The sequence below is a fragment of the Pseudomonas sp. MT3 genome (genome assembly GCF_054720805.1).
The window spans coordinates 1-18,314 of record NZ_JBTVPY010000021.1 but is presented as its reverse complement, the minus strand read 5'-3'; the positions used below and the strand labels follow the sequence as shown (position 1 = coordinate 18,314).

Sequence of the window (18,314 nt, the reverse complement as noted above, 5' to 3'; positions counted from 1 at the left end):
CTCTGGCCCCAAGCGAGCCATCAAACCCTCGGCGGCGACCGATCCGAACTGTCGATCCAGGCACTGATCAGGTTGTACACCACCGCCAGCAGCACCGGCCCGAGGAACAGGCCGATGAAACCGAAGCTGAGCAAACCGCCGAGCACGCCCAGCAGCACCACCACCAGCGGCAGGTTGCCGCCGCGGCTGATCAGGTAGGGCTTGAGGATGTTGTCCACGCCGCTGATCACGAAGAAACCCCAGATCGCCATGAACACACCGTAGCCGTAGCTCTCCTGGTAGAACAGCCAGATCGTCGCCGGCCCCCAGATCAGCGGCGGGACCATCAGCAGGCTGCAGACGAAGGTCAGCAGCCCCAGCACGAAAGGCCCCGGCACGCCGGCGATGAGGAGGCCGATGGTCGCCAGCACGCCCTGGGCGGCGGCGGTGCCGATCACGCCGTTGACCACCCGCTGCACGGTGCCGGCGATGATCTCCATGTACTGCGACGCCGCGTCACCGATCAGGCGCTGCAGCACGGCATGGGCGAAAGCCTGCAGGCGCAGGCCGTCGCGGTAGAAGAAGAAGATCAGCACCAGGCTCAGCACCAGCTCGAAAATCCCCGTGCCGAGCTTGGCGCTGCGCGCCAGCGCCCAGTTGCCGACCTCGCCCATGTACGGCTTGAGCGCGGAGAACATCGCCACGCCCTGCTGGTCGGCCTGGTACCACCAGCCCACCAGGCGATCGCCGATCAGAGGGACGCGGGCCATCCATTCCGGCGGCGGCGGCAGGCCGGAAACCTGCAGGTTCTTCACCAGTTCGACACCCTCGCGCACCCGGTCCACCAGACCGAAGCCCAGCCACACCAGCGGCAGGGCCACCAGCACGATCCAGCAGACGGTGAGCAGGCCGGCGGCGGCGGACTCCCGGCCATGCAGCAGTTGGGTGAGCAGACGCATCAGCGGCCAACTGGCGAAGGCCAGCACGGCGGCCCAGACCAGCGCCGACCAGAATGGCAGCAGCACCCAGATGCTGGCGGCGAGCAGGCCCAGCAGCAGCACGCGCAGCAGCAGGCGGTCATTGTCGAACATCGAGACTCCCGGTTATCGAAGACGGTGAGGCGTCCTTTCCAGAGCGCCTGCCTTCAGCGTAGGCGAATCAGCGCAGCCAGCTCAGGTGCAGGCCGTCGCTGTCATCCTTGCCCTGTTCCAGGCGCGCATCGCGCACGCCCTGGGCGGTGAGCGCGGCGCGCCAGTCGCCGGCGTGCTTTCCGGCCAGTTCGACGCGCACGCCGGTGTCCAGGCGCAGGGTGCGCACCAGCAGGTCGAGCCAGGCGCCGCCGGGCTGTTCCGGCACGTGGCTCAGGGTCAGCTCGCCGTTGGCCTTGAGCAGGCGCATCAGCGTGGACGGGCTGGGCAGCAGCTCGCCAAGGGCACTGCCGCTGTCCAACTGTTCGGCGTGCAGATAGGCACGGCGGTTGCCACGGGTGATGGTGTAGACCGCCAGCAGGCTGTTCTCCTGCGGCGCGGCGAGGCGCACCAGCAAATAGGCCTGCTGGTCGTCCGGACCGTAGAGCTTGGAATTGCCGAACACCGCGTTGGCCAGCAAGCTGCTGGAGCCGCAGTCGCGGCTTTCGCACCAGAACAGCGGCGTGGCATCGGCCTTGAGCAGGTCCTTGCGCGCGGCGGCGAAGGCGCTCTGGCTGGCGTCCTCGTCGGGCAGGCGATAGGTCACGGCGGTCAGCTCGCCAATGGCGCGCACCTCCCCTTCCATGCGCAGGCGGCCGCTGATACGACTGATCGAGCCCTGCGGATAGGTTCGCTCCTGGCTGGACGCCTGGTTGAAATCGACGATTTCCGAGCGCGGGAAGCGCGGCAGGATATCCAGGTCGTGACTGCCTTGCAGATCGCCGGCAAAGCTGCCGGCGCTGGCGGCAAGCAGGCCGCCGAACAGCAGGGAGTGAAGGCGCCGTGGCATCCGGGTCCTCTGCGCGTCGGTCTGGAAAGTCCCTTTGCAGCACGGGCGCGCGGCGGTTTGGATGTCGAGCATGCACAATCTCCCTGAAGCGATCCGTGCAGACTCGCGGCAGGCCCCGGTTTAGTCAAGCCAAAGGGCGCTACGGAGTGTTTCCCCGAGGGTGCCGGCGCAGTGCCCGCCGGCGCTGCCTCGAACAGGCTTTCAGGCCAGCAGGAAGGGCCGGAATACGGCGGCGACCGCCTCCGCGCCAGCCTCGTCATCCAGGTGCAGATGGTGCTGGCCGGGCAGTTCATGGATGTCGAAGGGGCGGTCTTCAAGCATCTCGCGGATCGCCGGCTCCACCGCCAACAGCCCCTGTTTCGCCAGCACCAGGCTGGTCGGGCACTGGACGGACTGGACGAATTGTCGCGCATGGGCGCGGGTCAGGCGCAGCGGCGACGGCAGGGTCAGGCGCGCGTCGGTGCGCCAGGTGTATCCGCCGGGCACCGGTACCAGGCCACGGGACGCCAACAGTTCCGACGCCTCGCGGCTGACCGCGCCGACGCCCTTCATGCGCGCTTCCACCGCACGGTCGATCGCCTCGTACACCGGCTTGCGCTTGTTCGGCAGCGCCAGTTGCGCCTGCAGCGCCTCGCCGAGCTTCTGCGGCGAGGTTTCCGCCTCTCCGGTGTAGGGCACAAGGCCGTCGATCAGCGCCAGGCGCTCGATGCGTTCGGGCATGGCACCGGCCAGCAGCACCGAGACAATGGCGCCCATCGAATGCCCGAGCAGGGTGAAGCGCTCCCAGCCCATCTGGTCGGCCACCATCAGCACGTCCAGGGCGTAGTCCCACAACAGGTAGCTGGCGCCCGGCGCGCGGTGCGCCGAGTGGCCGTGGCCGGCGAAGTCGAGGGCGAGGATGCGCAGGCCGGGCAGTTTCGGCGCCAGGCGGGCGAAGCTCATGGCGTTGTCCAGCCAGCCGTGCAGCGCAATCACCGGGCGGCCATCTTCCGGGCCGAACAGGTGAGCGGCCAGCTCGATATGCGGCAGGTTCAGGCGGATTTCCTGGACATGGGCGGTCATGGCGTTTCCTTATGATTTTCGCGCTGTTGCCAGCGGGCGAAGACGGTCTTGAGCAGCGCCGCGGTGTCCTGCGGGCGCTCCAGCGGGAACATGTGCCCCCCCGGCAGCGACAGGCTTTCGCCCATCGGGATGTGGCTGACCAGCCGCGCGTGATGCGGCAGCACCACGCGGCTGTGGCGGCCGCGCACCATCGTCAGCGGCACGGCCAGCTGCTTCGCGCGGCCGGGGCTGGTATGGGGGACGTTGCGGTAGATGGAGATTTCAGTGGCCGGGTCGAACTTCAGCCGCAGGCCCCTCGCGTCGGCCGGCGCCAGCCCGTGGCGCACGTAGGCTTCCAGGCAGTCGCGGTCGAAGCGCTTGAACAGCGGCTTGCCGGAGAAATATTCCAGCGCCTCGGCGAAATCGTCGAAGTCTTCACGACGGCCCAGGGTGCGGCCGGCGGGGGTCAGGCGGTCGATGAAACCGAAACGCTTGGCCGCGCGGATCACCCATTGGTCGGCCAGGGTCAGCAACGGCGAATCCAGCATCACCACGCCCCGATAGAACTCCGGACGGCGCAGCGCGGCGTGATAATGCAGCACGCCGCCCAGGGAATGGCCGACACCCCAGACTGGCTCATCCAGCCGTTCGAGATGATGCAGCAACTCAGCCACCAGGTTTTCCCAGTTGGCGTTCACCGGGAAGCGCGGATCGTGGCCGTGCATGTCCAACCGGTGGACCCGATAATCCGGCTCCAGCGCATCGAACAGTTTGCCGTAGGTGCCCGAAGGGAAGCCGTTGGCGTGGGCGAAGAAGACCGCTTGGGACATGCTGCGTGAACTCAGGGAAATGACAGCCTGAATTTTCCGACAGCAACCGGGGTGCGGCAATGACCCTCACTCCAACGAATGACGGCACTACGGCCAAAGTTCATGGCACTCCGGCGGATTTGCCTTGATCAGCCCCCAACGCACTCCGCGTTATCCGCCGCTTGTCTTCAAACCCAGTGCCCCGCCTGGTTCACCACGCTGAACAGGATGCCACCGGCCACCAACAGGAAGACCAGCCCGCAGGCGCCATCGATCACCGGCACCGCTCGCAGCAAGCGCTGCTGCCACTGCGGCCGGGTGAGGGTCACGCTGAGCAGGCTGAACCAGGCGAAGCCGGTACCGAACAGCATCGCCGCCACCGCGACCTTGCCGGGTGCGGACATGTCCGCCGGAATCAGGCTGCTGAGCAGCGCGAGGAAGAACACCAGTGCCTTGGGGTTGAACAGGTTGGTCGCCAACCCGCGCAGCCAGGGGCCGAGCGTCGAGTCCGGCAGCTCTCCGTCGATCCGCCCTGCCCCACCGGATTTGCGCAGCGCACGCAAGGCGCCGATGCCCAGCCAGCCGAGGTAGGCCGCGCCCACCAGTTGCAATGCGTTGAACAGCAGTGGCGAACGGCTGAGCAGCAGCGATACCCCGGTCAGCACCAGGGTGCCGTGGACCAGGATCCCGCAGGCCAGCCCCAGGGCGCTGAGCAGGCCGGCGCGACGCCCTTGGTGCAAGGCGGTACGCACCACCAGCGCGACGTCCGGGCCGGGACTGACCAGGGCGACCGCGAACACGGCGGTGAGCATGAGCAAGACGTGAACCTCCTGCATGGCGGGATTCTCCAATGGGAAAGGCGGAAGGGGGGAATCAGCGCTGACGCAAGCGTGCGGGCGGCAATCCGTAGGTCCGGCGGAACAGGCGGCTGAAGTGCGCCTGGTCATAGAAGCCCAGGCTCAGAGCAATCTCCGACAGCGGCTGGCCCTTGATCACCCGTGGCAGCGCGCGCTCCAGACGCAACTGGGTGAGCCACTGGTGCGGCGGCAATCCGCACTGGTGGCGGAAGCGGCGCAGCACCTGCCAGGGGCTGAGGTCGCAGAATCCGGCGATCTCTTCCAGGGTCGGCGGGGTTTCCAGACGCGATTCCAGCCACTCGCGGATGCGCGCCCAGGTCGACGCATCGAAGCCCTGCCCCGGCTCGCGGATACGCAGGCTGGAGGCGCGCTCCAGCAACGCGGCCAGTGCCTGCCAGAGCTGGCCTTCCTGGGCCAGGCGCTCACCGCCGAGCATCAGCGCGTGAGCACGCTGCAGCTCGACCTGCAGCAGCGGATCGCGAAGCTGCGCGGCGGTCAGACGCGGCGCGCCCTGGCGACCATCGCTGAAGGAGCGGCAGGCGTCATCCAGCCATTGCGGATCGATGGACAGCACGCGGATGCGGTAACCCTCGTCGCCTTCGCTGGCGCCATCATGGATGCTCTCGGGACTCATCAGCAGGATGTCGCCATTGCCGGCCAGCGAGCGCTCGCCGCGATGGGTGTAGCGCTGGCAGCCGCCCAGCATCAGCCCGACGTGGTAGTCGAGATGAAAATGCCGGGGAAAGGCGAAACGGCGGTACTCGGCGTCGATGAAACGGACGCCGGGCAGGCCGCTGCTGTGGTGTTCGATGCGTTCCATAGGCCCACTTTACCGACGCGGGAACCCTGGGTCTTGGACAAAATTGCGAGCGGGCGCCAAGCGGCACGGGATCTGTAGGAGCGAGCTTGCTCGCGAACCGCCCGATGCCCAGGTGCCCGGCATTGTTCGCGAGCAAGCTCGCTCCTGGCAAAAGCAAACCACTCGGCGCCCAACGCAACGGCTCAGCGCTCCAGCGGGACGATGGCCGTGGTCAGCCGGGAGATGCAGCTCGGCTTGCCATCCTCGCCATGCAGGCGGATTTCCCAGACGTGGGTCGAGCGGCCGATGTGCACCGCCTTGGCCACCGCCGTCACCCGCCCGCTGCGCAGGCCGCGCAGGTGGTTGGCGTTCACCTCCAGGCCGACGCAGTAGTGCTTGCCGGGGTCCAGGCACTGGTAGCTGGCGGTGGAGCCGACGGTTTCCGCCAGCACCACCGAGGCGCCACCGTGCAGCAGGCCGTAGGGCTGGTGAGTACGCGAATCCACCACCATGCTGGCAGTCATCGAGTCGTCGTCGAACGCCTCGAAACGGATGTCGAGGAGCTCGCCGATGGTGTTCTTCAACTGCGCGTTGAGCTGCTCCAGCGTAGGTGTGGTGTGCCAGATCATTGCGTTCCCCCTTGTTCAGTCATGCCACTGCACCGCCTCGCGGCGCTCCGCCCATTCATTGAAGCGCTGGCCGTAGGTACCTTCCACCACATTGCGCTTGATCTTCAGGGTCGGCGTGAGGAAGCCGTTGTCCACCGTCCAGGCATCGCGGACCAGCACCAGCCCGGCCAGCCGCTCGTGCTTGTCCAGGGCATTGTTCACCTCTTCCAGCAGCGTCCTCAGGCTTTGCTCCAGCTCGCCACGGGCGCCGTTGGCCGCTTCCTGCCGGCCGATGTCCGACAGCACGCACAGCCCCAGGGGCGCAATCAGGCCATCGCCGACCACGCAGATCTGCTCGATCCGCGAGTGCACGGCCAGGCGGTTCTCGATCGGCGCCGGCGCCACGTACTTGCCCTTGGCGGTCTTGAAGATTTCCTTGATCCGTCCGGTCAGGCGCAGGTTGCCGTCGGCGTCCTGCTCGCCCTTGTCGCCGGTGCGCAGGAAGCCGTCGCGGGTAATGGTTTCATCGGTGCGCTGCGGATCCTTGTAGTAGCCGAGCATGGTCGCGCCGCTGCGCACCTGCACCTCGCCCTCGTCGCTGATGCGTACTTCCACGCCGGGACTGTTGCGGCCGATCCAGCCCTTTTTCTGTTCGCCGGGCCGGCAGACGTGGGAGTAGCCGCAGTTCTCGGTCATGCCATAGACCTCCAGCACGTTCAGGCCCAGGCGCTGATACCAGTCGAGCAGCGCTTCGGGCACAGGCGCGGCGCCGCACAGTGCGTAGCGCACGGCATCCAGGCCGAGGCCGGCAAGCACCTTGCGGCTGACCAGGCGCCCGACGATGGGCAGGCGCAGCAGGCGCTCGAGCTTCTGCGCCGGCATCTGCGCATAAACGCCCATCTGGAACTTGGTCCAGATGCGTGGCACGCCGAAGAACACCGTGGGCCGCGCACGGCGCATGTCGGCGGCGAAGGTGTCCAGGCTTTCGGCGAAGAAGATCGTCTGCCCGGCGTAGATCGACGCCATCTGCACGAACATGCGCTCGGCCACATGACACAGCGGCAGGTAGGACAGCAGGCGGTCCTCCTCGCCGACACCGAACAGGTCGATGGCATGGCTGGCGGCGAAGGCGAAGTTGCCGAAGGTATGCATCACGCCCTTGGGCGTGCCGGTGGTGCCGGAGGTGTAGATGAGGGTTGCCAGGGTGGCGGCGTCCGGGCGCGGATCGTCACGGATCGGCGACTGCGCCTGGAGATCGGCCCATTGGTGATCGAAGCGCCCCGACGGATGCAGCGGCAGCGCCACGGTCGGCACACCCGGCGGAATGCCATCGACCATCGCCGGCCAGTCATCCAGCTTGCCGACGAAAGCCACCGCGGTTTCGGAGTGGCTCATCACCTGGCGCACGGAATCGGCGGTGAGGTTGGGGTACAGCGGCACGGATACGTGGCCGGCCATCCAAATGGCGATATCGGCGACGATCCAGTGCGCGCAGTTCTTGGAAATGATCGCCACGCGGCTACCCGGCGGCAGTTCCAGGCTGCGCAGCCAGGCGGCGGCACGGCGCGCCTGATCGCCCACTTCTCCCCAGGTGAGCGTCTGCACCTCGCCGCCGCCCTGCGGCTGTACGAGGTATGGCTTGTTCGGGTGACTCGTCTCGCGCTGATAGAACAGATCGAGCGGTAATCGGACTGCTTTAACCACGTGCCCCTCCTTTGTTGTTTTTTTCAGAGGTGTAGCTCAGAGGTATAGCGATGGATCAACCAAGCACTTGCTTGGTTGAATATTCCATGCACCGGCACGGCAGACAAGACTGATCGTGTGAAGTTTTGTAGGAAACCTCCTTCACGCCAAGCGCAGCCGCTCTGCCACGGGGCTCTCCGGCGAAACATCTGGCGACGATTTGCCCTGGAGCGGCGCCTCGCGTGCGCAGGCGCACTACCCTTGCAGGTAGCCCCCGACGGACATGCGCCATGCCGGAAGCCTTCCAGATACCGCCAGACCAACTCGAGCTGCTGCTGAACCTGCTGATCGCCACCCTCTGCGGCGGCCTGATCGGCCTCAACCGCGAGCTGCACAATCGCCCCGCCGGCCTGCGCACCCATGCCCTGACCGCGCTGGCCGCCGCGTTGGCGGTGGGCGTCATCCAGCAGATGCACCCCACCAGCATCGATGCCGCCAGCCGGGTGGTCCAGGGAGTGCTGACCGGCATTGGCTTCATCGGCGCCGGGGTCATCGTCCATCACGAACGCCGCTACCGCGTGGAAGGCCTCACCACCGCCGCCACCATCTGGGTGTCCTCCATGATCGGCATCGCCTGTGGCAGCGGCCACGTCCTCACAGCCGTCACCGGCGTAGTCCTGACACTCCTGGTCCTCAGCCTCGGCACCTGGCTGGAACACCACATCGACGCGCGCTTCCGCAAACCGCCGCCCACGCTGACGGACGACGATGAGCCGCCGAAATGAACAAGGCCCCTTCCGGGGCCTTGTTCATGGACAGTTGGCGCACTCAGCCGTGCCGTGGGTGGTGCAGCGACACCAGTTGCATCAGCCCCGCCACCGGGCATTCGCCCTCCAGCTCGGCCAGCGATGCGGTGCTGAAGGGCACCGCGTCATTGCGGCTACCGTGGACCAGCAGGCCGGCGAGGGAGCCGATCAGCGGCTGGTGGCTGACCAGCAGCAGGTTCCGCTCGTTGCGACCGTCGAGGAAGCGCAGGACATCCTTGGGGTCGTCGTCCGGGGTCAGCCAGGGCGCGGTGCCGACGGAGCCGTCGAAGCCCAGGGCTTCGCGGATCAGCTCGGCGGTTTCCTGAGCCCGCGCATAGGGGCTGGCGAGAATGCCATCGATCGGCTGGCCGGCGAGCTGGGCCGCACTCTTGAGCACTTCCTTGCGGCCGTGGGCGGTCAGGCGCCGGTCCGCATCGCGGCGGGCCTGCGGCTCGGCTTCGCCGTGGCGCAACAGCCAGAGCTTCACAGCCTGGGCTCTTCGTCGCGTGCCGGATGCTCGGCCGGCGGCACGCTGTGCGGCGGCTCGCCCTCGGGGGCGTGGGCGGCCGGCCAGTCGGCGAACGGCCAGGGTTTTTCCTCGGTCTGGAAGGTGCCGAAACGGCCGATCTGCGCGAAGTACTGGCTGAGGCTGTCGCCAAAGGCCATCAGGCTGCCGCTCGGCGCGCCGTAGATGATCCGGTAGATCAACTGCACCACCACGATGGCGCCGAGAAGGATTTCGGCGATGAACCAGACCAGGGCGAAGACCAGCATCCAGACGACTCGCAGGATGAGGGACTCTTTTTCCATACGCTCAGCGGACATGGGGTTGCCTCTCTCAGAAACCGGTGGTGGGAATGAAATCGACGTCGGTCTTCGGCTCGCCGTTCATCAGCGCCTCGATGACCTGCGCCAGGGTGCGGCCACCGAACAGGATGGCGTTCAGGCCGGCCACCAGCGGCATGTAGACCTGCAGCTCGTCGGCCTTGGCCTTGAGCACTCGCAGGGTATTCACGCCCTCGGCGGTCTCGCCCATGCGCGCCACGGCGTCTTCCAGGCTCAGGCCTTCGCCCAGGGCGAAGCCCACCTGATAGTTACGGCTCTTGGGTGACGAACAGGTGACGATCAGATCGCCCACCCCGGCCAGGCCGAGGAAGGTCATGGGGTTGGCGCCGAGCTTGACGGCGAAGCGGGTCATCTCCGCCAGGGCGCGGGTGATCAGCATGCCCTTGGTGTTCTCGCCCATGCCCAATGCTGCGGCCATGCCGGCGATGATGGCATAGACGTTCTTCAGCGCACCGCCCAGTTCGACACCGAAACGGTCGCTACTGGCGTAGACGCGGAAGGTACGGCCGTGCAGCGCTTCCTGCACGCGCTCGCAGAGCTCCTCGTCCTCGCTGGCGACCACGGTGGCGGTCAGCTCGTGCTCGGCGATCTCGCGCGCCAGGTTCGGCCCGGAGATCACCGCGATGCGGGATTTCGGCGCAATCTCTTCGAGAATCTGGCTCATCAGCTTGAAGGTCTGCGCCTCGATGCCCTTGGTCAGGCTGACCAGCATCTTGCCTGCCAGCTCCTCGCTACGGCCTTCCAGCACCTTGCGCAGCGCGCTGGACGGCACGGCGACGAAGATCATCTCGCACGCGGCCAGGGTCGCCGGCAGGTCGGTGGTTGGCTCGACACCCGCGTGAATCTTCACGCCCTTCAGGTAACGGGGGTTCTCCCGCAGGGTGCGGATCGCTTCGGCCTGTTCCTCGTCGCGCATCCACTGGCGAACGCGCTGGCCGTTCTCCGCCAGCAGATTGGCGAACGCGGTACCGAAACTGCCACCGCCGAGGACGGCGATCGGTTGCTGCTCAGTCATGTCTTTTCCATCACGGGCCGCCTCGGGGCGGCGATTGGGGCATTATAAGGCCCCGTCGCCCTGCGGCCAGTCCGGATCGCAGGACTGGCAAACAACGGCGCCTCGTTTAACATCCGTCTATTGAAGAAGAAATCGAGAACAAGGCCGTTCCGTGCAGATTTCCCCCCGCGCTCCCCTGCCGCTCTCTTTGCTTGCCGCGCTACTGGCAGGCCAGGCAGTCGCCGGCGATCTCTTCGTGGACCGTGTGGAGGTGCCGGAGGTCCTCACCGCCAGCCGGCTGAAGCAGTCGCCCGCCGAGGTGCCGGGCAGCATGACGGTGCTCGACCGCGACCTGATCCGCGCCTCCGGCGCCCGCGACATCCCCGAACTGATGCGCCTGGTACCGGGCATGATGGTCGGCTACCTGTCCGGCAACCAGGCCACGGTCAACTACCACGGCACCAACGTCACCGAGGCGCGCCGCCTGCAGGTGCTGGTGGACGGTCGCTCGGTGTACCGCCCGGGCCTGGCCACGGTGGACTGGAGCGACATTCCAGTGGCCATCGAGGACATCGACCGCATCGAGGTGTTCCGCGGGCCGAACGCCGTGAGCTACGGCGCGAACGCGCTGATGGGCGTGATCAACATCCTCACCCGCCACCCCGCCGACAGCCAGGGCACGCGCCTGAAGTACACCGCCGGGCAGAACGGCATCCGCGACTGGTACGCCAGCCAGGGGCTGCGCGGCGAGTCCAGCGACTATCGCCTGTCGCTCTCCGGCCAGGCCGACGACGGCTTCGACCAGGACCAGTTCGGCCGCGACTACCGCGACAGCCGCCGCCTGACCCGCGTCAACCTGGTGGCCAACCACAGTCTCGACCTGCGCAACAGCCTGGACTGGCAGATCGCCGCGAAGGAAGGCACCAACCAGCGCCCCTACAACTACCGCCCGGTATTCGACAACATCCCCGCCGGCGACAGCGACGCCGACCTGACCGCCCGCGACTACGCCGGCTCCCTGCGCTGGACCTTCGACGTCAACCCGCAACACAGCTTCTACGTCCAGGGCTATGCCGAGCACTGGGAGCGCCTTCAGGATTTCCGCGCCTGCGAGGCCCAGGTCGTGTTCAGCCCGCAGCTGGCGCAGCTCTGGGCGCTCAATCCGAAGTACGTGGAAGCGCTGTCCGAAGCCTTGCCGCGCATCCCGACCGGCACCGCCCAGGAGCAGGCCCTGGCCAACCAGGTGTTGCAACAGGTGGTCGCCGGGGCCGGTACGCCGGCCTGCGGCTGGGTGAACCAGAACATCCGGGAAACCCGCTACGACCTCGAAATGCAGGACACGCTGAGTCTGGCCGATGGTGTACGGCTGCTCACCGGCATGAGCTACCGCCATGACCAGGCGGTCTCCGAAACCTATTTCGACGGCACGGTGAACAACGAAATCTGGCGCCTGTTCAGCCAGCTGGAATGGCACCTGACGTCCCACTGGCTGCTGCAGGGCGGCGCTATGCTGGAAGACGACCAGACCTCCGGCAGCTCCGTCAGCCCGCGTATCGCCCTGAACTACCTGATCACGCCGCGCCACAGCCTGCGGGCGGTGTACTCCGAAGCCGTGCGCTCGCCCGATATGTACGAGAACGACGTGAACTGGAGCTATCGCGCGCGCAAACTCACCCCGGCCGCCTACGGCCAGGACGCGGCCTACTATTTCGCCCGCGCCCACGGGCCGGGGGACCTGGACCAGGAGCGCATGCGCTCGCGGGAAATCGGCTACAACGGCCAGTTCGACGAAATCGGCCTGGCGCTGGACGTGAAGGCGTATCACGACGAGATTCACGGGCTGATCAGCGATCCGCTGAAGCTGACCGACTTCGAGCCCAGCAACGACAACGAAATCCGCTTCAGTGGCGCCGAAACCCAGCTGGACTGGCGCCTCGGCCTGCGCGACCGGCTGCGCCTCACCTACGCCTATGTCGACTACGACGCCAGCAGCCGCTACGACCAGCGCCTCACCTCCCGCAACAGCGGTTCGGCGGGCTGGATGCGCGACTGGGGGCGGGGCTGGTCGAGCTCGGTGTTCTACTACGGCGACGACGCGCTGAACGAACACCGCTTCGAGCGCGTGGACCTGCGCGTGGCCAGGCGCATTCCCTTGGGCGCCGCCGCGCTGGAACTGGCGGGCGTGCTGCAGCAGCGCCTGGACGACGAACCGCTGACCTGGCCGGAAAACCGCTACGACGACCGTCACCTGCTGTATTTCAGCGCCGAGGTGAGTTTCTAGCATGCCGGCTCGCCGCTCAGGAATGAGCCTCGGGCAGCGTCTGCGCCCCTTGCTGCTCGGCCTGGCCTGCCTGCTGGCGCTGCCGGCGCTGGCCCGCGAACTGCTGCTGGTCAGCGGCGAACAGGGTGCGGCCGTGCAGGCCTTCAGCCAGGCGCTGGCCGAACGCCGCCCGGCGGACCGGATCCGCCTGGAGTCACCCGATACCCTCCCCGCCGCCTCGACGCTGTCCCCGGAAACCCATTTGCTGCTGCTCGGGAGCGCCGCCCTGAACTGGCGCCTGGCCAGCGAACAGGGACCGCCGGCGCTGACGCTGCTGGTCAGCCGTGTGGAGGCGCAGCAATTGCTCGACGACCGACGCCCGGACGGCATCAGCCTGCTCTGGAGCGATCCGCCGCCCTCTCGGCAGTTGCAACTGGCCATGCAACTGCATCCCCGGCCGCAGCGCATCGGCGTACTCTTCAGCCCCGCCAGCGCATTCCTCCTGAAGGAACTGGCGGAGCACGCCCGGCAACTCGGTGTCGAACTGCTCCCCCAGGAGCAGGACCGCAGCGACGATCCCCGCCCATTGCGCAAATTGCTGGACAACAGTGACCTGCTGCTCGGACTGGACGACAAACTGCTTTACAACCCGCGCACCATCAAAGGCATCCTGCTCAGCGCCTACGCCGAGAACCGCGCCCTGATCGGCCCCACCGTGGCCTTCGTCAGGGCCGGCAGTCTGGCCAGCACCTACAGCGACCAGAACGACTGGCTGGATACCCTGGACCCACTGCTCGACCAGCCGCCATCGCAATGGCCCTCGAGCCTCTACCCTGAACGCTTCAAGGTGCAGAGCAACCGCCAGGTGGCGCGTTCGCTGGGCATCGAGCTGCAGGACGACGCCTCGCTCGCACAGCGTCTTGCCGAAGGAGAATCCCCATGAGCGCCCGCAAGAGCTGGAATATCCAGACGCGCATGCTGGCCATCAGCCTCGGTCCGGCGTTGTTGCTGACACTGCTGCTCACCGGCTATTTCACCTACTCGCGCCTGCAGGACCTGCGACAAGAATCCAATCACACCGGCCAACTGATCGCCAACCAGTTGGCTCCGGCCGCCGAATACGGCGTCATTTCCGGCAACCTGCCGGTACTGCAGAGCCTGTTGCGGGCGACCCTGGGCACCGCCCACGTACGCTTCATCGAAGTGCGCGACCGCAGCGACAACATCCTGGTCTACGTCGAACACCCCGCCGATCCGGCGCAGACCTCCACCAAAGTGGAAATCTTCCATGCGGCCATCCAGCGCGAGAACATCGAGCTGGGCGACGGCAACCTCGGCGTCGCCCTCAACGCCCAGGCCGAGACATCTAGCAGCGACTACCTCGGGCGGGTAGTCGTCGGGATGGCCAGCGATGCGTTCAGCGATCGCCAACAGGAGATTCTCTTCAAGGCCAGCCTGCTGGCGCTGTTCGCCCTGGTGCTGACCTGCCTCCTCGCCCGTCGCCTGGCGCGCCGCCTGGCCGCACCGATCAGCACGATGGGACGCGCAGTACAGGCCATCCAGAGCGGTGACTACCATACGACCCTGCCGGTACCCGATGATGGCGAAGTCGGCGACCTCGCCCGGCATATCAACAACCTCGCCCGCGGCCTGCAACAAGCTGCTCTGGAGCAGGAACGCAGCATCGCCCAACTGGTGGCCGCGCGGGAGGAAGCCGAAGAGGCGAACCGCGCAAAATCCGACTTCCTGGCGATGATGAGCCACGAACTGCGCACCCCGATGAATGGCGTGCTGGGCATGCTCCAACTGCTGGAAACCACCGAGCTGAACCAGGAGCAGGCCGAATACAGCGCGCTGGCGACCGAATCCACCGAACACCTGCTCAAGGTGATCAACGACATCCTCGACTTCTCCCGCATCGAGCGCGGCGCGCTGGAACTGGAACGCATCCCGTTCAACCTGCTGGAGCTGATCCAGAGTTCAGTGCAGGTCTTCCAGCACAGCGCCCACCAGCGTGGCCTGTCTCTGGAACTGGCGGTGCAGGATGGCCTGAGCGCTCTCGAGGTCCAGGGCGACCCGACACGCATCCGGCAGATCCTGGTGAACCTGCTGGGTAACGCCCTGAAATTCACCGAAGACGGCGGCGTGCGGCTGGAGGCCACCTGGCAGGCGCTGGACGACAAGGTCCTGTGGCTCAGTTGCTCGGTGCAGGACAGCGGCATCGGCATCTCCCGCGAGCGCCTGGAACATATGTTCGACGCCTTCCAGCAGGCCGATTCCTCCACCTCGCGTCGCTACGGCGGCACCGGACTGGGCCTGCCCATCGCCCGGACATTGGCCGAACGCATGGGCGGAACCCTCGGCGCCACCAGCGAGGAAGGCTGTGGCTCGACCTTCACGCTGGAAATTCCCCTGCCCTTCCGCGAGCGCCAGGCGCCCTCGGAGGAAGGCGATGCGGGGAGCGACACGCTTGCCGCTGGTCAGTCCGTTCTGCTCGTCGAGGACAACCCGGTGAATCAAACGGTCATAGAAGCTATGTTGCGCAGCCTGGGTTATCGCGTCACGCTGGTGGGTGACGGCGTCCAGGCGGTCCGCACCTCAGAGCGCGGCGAGTTCGCGGTGATCCTCATGGACTGCCGGCTCCCGGTGCTCAACGGCTATGAGGCCACCCGGCAGATCCGCGCCAGACCCGGCGGCGAACAGGTACCGATCATCGCCCTGACGGCCAACGCCCTGCAGGGCGATCGGGAAGCCTGCCTGGAAGCCGGGATGAACGACTACCTGGCCAAACCGTTCAAACGGGCGGAACTGCAACGGATACTGCAGCGTTGGGTTGCTCCAGGTCGTTGATCCGGGCGAGAGCATGCACCACACTGCGGACCGGCCACGGGGCCTGTGCCCCTGACGACAACCCAGCGCCGACGAAAAGTGAACAAGCGTTCGCCGGACGCTGTGACTTTCACTTAAAGGCAATAGTCTATGACTAGGCTGCCGCGTGAGACCCGTGACAATAACAACGGAGCGCGGCGCCGCAGGCAGAAGCCAACACCGCCTGCCATCCAGGATTTTTGAGGAGCTCGCATGACCAAACAACACGCCTTCACCCGAGAAGACCTGCTGCGTTGCAGCCGCGGCGAGCTCTTCGGCCCGGGTAATGCGCAACTGCCCGCCCCCAACATGCTGATGATCGACCGTATCACCCACATCAGCGAGACGGGCGGCAAGTATGGCAAGGGCGAACTGGTCGCCGAGCTGGATATCAACCCCGACCTGTGGTTCTTCGCCTGTCACTTCGAAGGCGATCCGGTAATGCCGGGCTGCCTGGGCCTCGACGCCATGTGGCAGCTGGTAGGTTTCTACCTCGGCTGGCAGGGCAATCCCGGCCGTGGCCGCGCCCTGGGTTCGGGTGAAGTGAAATTCTTCGGCCAGGTCCTGCCGACCGCCAAGAAAATCACCTACAACATCCACATCAAGCGTACGATCAATCGATCGCTCGTTCTGGCCATCGCCGACGGCAACGTCAGCGTCGATGGCCGCGAAATCTACAGCGCCGAAGGCCTCCGCGTCGGCCTGTTCACTTCCACTGACAGCTTCTAAGGGTATCCGCATGCGTCGCGTCGTGATTACCGGTCTGGGCATCGTTTCCTGCCTGGGCAATGACAAAGACACCGTCTCCGCCAACCTGCGCGCAGGCCGTGCAGGCATTCGGCACAACCCGAGCTATGCCGAGATGGGCCTGCGCAGTCACGTTTCCGGTTCGGTCAACCTGAACCTGGAAGAGCTGATCGACCGTAAGGTCTTCCGCTTCATGGGCGACGCCGCCGCCTACGCCTACCTGGCGATGGAACAGGCGATCAAGGACTCCGGCCTCACTCCCGAGCAGATCTCCAATCCGCGTACCGGCCTGATCGCAGGCTCGGGCGGTGCTTCCACCCTGAACCAGATGGAAGCCATCGACACCCTGCGCGAAAAAGGCGTCAAACGCATCGGCCCATACCGTGTCACCCGCACCATGGGCAGCACCGTTTCCGCCTGCCTGGCCACTCCCTTCCAGATCAAGGGCGTGAACTACTCCATCTCCTCGGCCTGCGCCACCAGCGCGCACTGCATCGGCCAGGCAATGGAACAGATCCAGATGGGCAAGCAGGACGTCGTCTTCGCCGGCGGCGGTGAAGAAGAGCACTGGAGCCAGAGCTGCCTGTTCGACGCAATGGGCGCCCTCTCCACCCAGTACAACGAAACCCCGGAAAAGGCCTCCCGCGCCTACGACGCCAAGCGTGACGGCTTCGTCATCGCCGGCGGCGGCGGCATGGTCGTTGTCGAAGAACTGGAACACGCCCTGAAGCGTGGCGCCAAGATCTACGCCGAAATCATCGGCTACGGCGCCACCTCCGATGGCTACGACATGGTCGCCCCGAGTGGCGAAGGTGCCATCCGCTGCATGCAGCAGGCCCTGTCGACCGTGAATACCCCGATCGACTACCTGAACACCCACGGCACCTCCACCCCGGTCGGCGACGTTGCCGAAATCCGTGGCATCCGCGCCGTATTCGGTGACAAGGCCCCGGCCATCAGCTCCACCAAGAGCCTGTCCGGCCACTCCCTGGGCGCCGCTGGTGTTCACGAGGCCATCTACTGCCTGCTGATGATGGAAGGTAACTTCATCGCCGGTTCCGCGAACATCGACGAGCTGGACCCGGAAGTCGCCGACATGCCGATCCTGCGCGAGACCCGCGAGAACGCGAAGATCGACACCGTCATGAGCAACAGCTTCGGCTTCGGCGGCACCAACGCCACACTGGTCCTGAAACGCCACAACGGCTGATCGGTGACCCAGACAAAAAAGGTGCCCTAGGGCGCCTTTTTTGTTGCCTGTGATTTCCCTTCTACCGACACGAGCTCTCGACCCTCCGCTTTCCCTGCTGTCCGAATCAGGTCAGGATGGGAGAAACGCAATGACAGCGAGCATGCAGATGGAACCGGTGATCAGAAGGGCCCGCAGGGAAGACGCTGTCGCCATCAGCCAGGTGATAGTGACGGCGGTCAGGGAGAGCAACGGCCAAGACTACCCGACAAGCGTCATCGAGTCGGTGGTGGCACATTTCACCCCCGAATGCGTGGCCGAGTTGCTGGAGAAACGCCTGGTCTTCGTCGCATTGCTGAACGCCGAGATCATCGGCACCGCCGCCCTGGATGGCAACGTCGTGCGCAGCCTCTATATAGCTCCACAGCAACAACACAAGGGCGTCGGCCAGATGCTGATGGCTCGAATAGAGGAAACCGCCCTGGAGCACAACCTGGACGCCTTGCTGGTCCCCTCCTCCCTCACCGCCGAAGCCTTCTACATCCGCCTGGGCTACCGCGTCGTACGCGAACAATTCCACGGCGAAGAACGCACCCTCATCATGACCAAGCCGCTCTCCTCTTTGTAGGAGCAGCTTGCTCGCGAACATCCCCGCGCGCCCTGATTGCAGCCTTCGCAGGAGAGGACCTTGTCCGCGAATGCCAGCATCTCAGCGCACGCTGATGACTTCCGGCACACCAAGCTTTTTCGCCCCAAAAACAAAACCCCCGACCAGCTCTCGCTGATCAGGGGCTTTGGAATTAGAAGCTTGACGATGACCTACTCTCACATGGGGAAACCCCACACTACCA

At 66.1% G+C, this 18,314-nt stretch carries 18 protein-coding genes; 7 read left to right on the top strand and 11 right to left on the bottom strand.

Annotation, left to right across the window (positions count from 1 at the left end):
• Nucleotides 1–20 precede the first annotated feature (20 nt).
• The 8 genes from ACYCAX_RS20105 to ACYCAX_RS20070 form a co-directional block, all read right to left on the bottom strand.
• Nucleotides 21–1,070, bottom strand: a complete 1,050-nt coding sequence (locus ACYCAX_RS20105; RefSeq protein ID WP_294977647.1) for an AI-2E family transporter — start codon at nucleotides 1,068–1,070, stop codon at nucleotides 21–23.
• Nucleotides 1,071–1,137: 67 nt separating this feature from the next.
• Entirely contained in the window at nucleotides 1,138–1,956 is an 819-nt protein-coding gene (locus ACYCAX_RS20100) for a DUF4892 domain-containing protein (protein ID WP_086009604.1), read from the bottom strand.
• 201 nt (nucleotides 1,957–2,157) lie between these two features.
• Nucleotides 2,158–3,018, bottom strand: a complete 861-nt coding sequence (locus tag ACYCAX_RS20095) for an alpha/beta hydrolase (RefSeq protein WP_015476729.1) — start codon at nucleotides 3,016–3,018, stop codon at nucleotides 2,158–2,160.
• Nucleotides 3,015–3,827: an alpha/beta fold hydrolase gene (locus ACYCAX_RS20090; protein ID WP_015476728.1), complete on the bottom strand. Its 813-nt coding sequence runs from the start codon at nucleotides 3,825–3,827 to the stop codon at nucleotides 3,015–3,017. Before ACYCAX_RS20090 ends, ACYCAX_RS20095 begins: the two co-directional genes overlap by 4 nt.
• Nucleotides 3,828–3,994: 167 nt before the next feature.
• Nucleotides 3,995–4,642: a LysE family translocator gene (locus tag ACYCAX_RS20085; RefSeq protein WP_015476727.1), complete on the bottom strand. Its 648-nt coding sequence runs from the start codon at nucleotides 4,640–4,642 to the stop codon at nucleotides 3,995–3,997.
• 37 nt (nucleotides 4,643–4,679) lie between these two features.
• Nucleotides 4,680–5,483, bottom strand: a complete 804-nt coding sequence (locus ACYCAX_RS20080; protein WP_294977654.1) for an AraC family transcriptional regulator — start codon at nucleotides 5,481–5,483, stop codon at nucleotides 4,680–4,682.
• Nucleotides 5,484–5,665: 182 nt separating this feature from the next.
• Nucleotides 5,666–6,091, bottom strand: coding sequence for a hotdog fold thioesterase (locus ACYCAX_RS20075; RefSeq protein WP_015476725.1), 426 nt, complete (start codon nucleotides 6,089–6,091; stop codon nucleotides 5,666–5,668).
• A 15-nt stretch (nucleotides 6,092–6,106) separates the two neighbouring features.
• Nucleotides 6,107–7,774 carry an AMP-binding protein gene (locus tag ACYCAX_RS20070; protein WP_460248691.1) on the bottom strand — a complete coding sequence of 556 codons (1,668 nt, stop codon included), beginning with the start codon at nucleotides 7,772–7,774 and terminating at the stop codon, nucleotides 6,107–6,109.
• A 269-nt stretch (nucleotides 7,775–8,043) separates the two neighbouring features.
• On the opposite strand from ACYCAX_RS20070, the gene ACYCAX_RS20065 reads away from it, so the two are divergent.
• Complete coding sequence (locus tag ACYCAX_RS20065) at nucleotides 8,044–8,538, top strand: MgtC/SapB family protein (protein ID WP_015476723.1); 495 nt, start codon at nucleotides 8,044–8,046, stop codon at nucleotides 8,536–8,538.
• Nucleotides 8,539–8,581: 43 nt separating this feature from the next.
• On the opposite strand, the gene sixA is transcribed toward ACYCAX_RS20065, so the two are convergent.
• The 3 genes from sixA to ACYCAX_RS20050 are packed head-to-tail and all read right to left on the bottom strand — an operon-like array spanning nucleotide 8,582 to nucleotide 10,420.
• On the bottom strand, nucleotides 8,582–9,046 hold the full coding sequence (gene sixA / locus ACYCAX_RS20060; RefSeq protein WP_015476722.1) for a phosphohistidine phosphatase SixA: 465 nt from the start codon (nucleotides 9,044–9,046) through the stop codon (nucleotides 8,582–8,584).
• A complete protein-coding gene (locus ACYCAX_RS20055) occupies nucleotides 9,043–9,384 on the bottom strand; it encodes a DUF4389 domain-containing protein (protein WP_294977659.1) in 342 nt (113 codons plus the stop codon). Before ACYCAX_RS20055 ends, sixA begins: the two co-directional genes overlap by 4 nt.
• 13 nt (nucleotides 9,385–9,397) lie before the next feature.
• Entirely contained in the window at nucleotides 9,398–10,420 is a 1,023-nt protein-coding gene (locus ACYCAX_RS20050; protein WP_015476720.1) for an NAD(P)H-dependent glycerol-3-phosphate dehydrogenase, read from the bottom strand.
• A 151-nt stretch (nucleotides 10,421–10,571) separates the two neighbouring features.
• Here ACYCAX_RS20050 and ACYCAX_RS20045 point away from each other — a divergent pair, with 151 nt between their 5' ends.
• The 6 genes from ACYCAX_RS20045 (at nucleotide 10,572) to ACYCAX_RS20020 (ending at nucleotide 18,091) form a co-directional block, all read left to right on the top strand.
• On the top strand, nucleotides 10,572–12,680 hold the full coding sequence (locus ACYCAX_RS20045) for a TonB-dependent receptor plug domain-containing protein (protein ID WP_294977661.1): 2,109 nt from the start codon (nucleotides 10,572–10,574) through the stop codon (nucleotides 12,678–12,680).
• Nucleotide 12,681: 1 nt separating this feature from the next.
• A complete protein-coding gene (locus ACYCAX_RS20040; RefSeq protein WP_294977663.1) occupies nucleotides 12,682–13,602 on the top strand; it encodes an ABC transporter substrate-binding protein in 921 nt (306 codons plus the stop codon).
• Nucleotides 13,599–15,509 (top strand): ATP-binding protein, encoded by a 1,911-nt coding sequence (locus tag ACYCAX_RS20035; RefSeq protein WP_294977665.1) that lies wholly within the window; start codon nucleotides 13,599–13,601, stop codon nucleotides 15,507–15,509. The genes ACYCAX_RS20040 and ACYCAX_RS20035 overlap by 4 nt, the downstream gene beginning before the upstream one ends.
• A gap of 231 nt (nucleotides 15,510–15,740) precedes the next feature.
• Nucleotides 15,741–16,256, top strand: coding sequence for a 3-hydroxyacyl-[acyl-carrier-protein] dehydratase FabA (gene fabA / locus ACYCAX_RS20030; protein WP_015476716.1), 516 nt, complete (start codon nucleotides 15,741–15,743; stop codon nucleotides 16,254–16,256).
• A gap of 10 nt (nucleotides 16,257–16,266) precedes the next feature.
• Nucleotides 16,267–17,484, top strand: coding sequence for a beta-ketoacyl-ACP synthase I (fabB, locus tag ACYCAX_RS20025; protein ID WP_015476715.1), 1,218 nt, complete (start codon nucleotides 16,267–16,269; stop codon nucleotides 17,482–17,484).
• Nucleotides 17,485–17,614: 130 nt separating this feature from the next.
• Nucleotides 17,615–18,091, top strand: a complete 477-nt coding sequence (locus tag ACYCAX_RS20020) for a GNAT family N-acetyltransferase (protein ID WP_015476669.1) — start codon at nucleotides 17,615–17,617, stop codon at nucleotides 18,089–18,091.
• Nucleotides 18,092–18,314 lie beyond the last annotated feature (223 nt).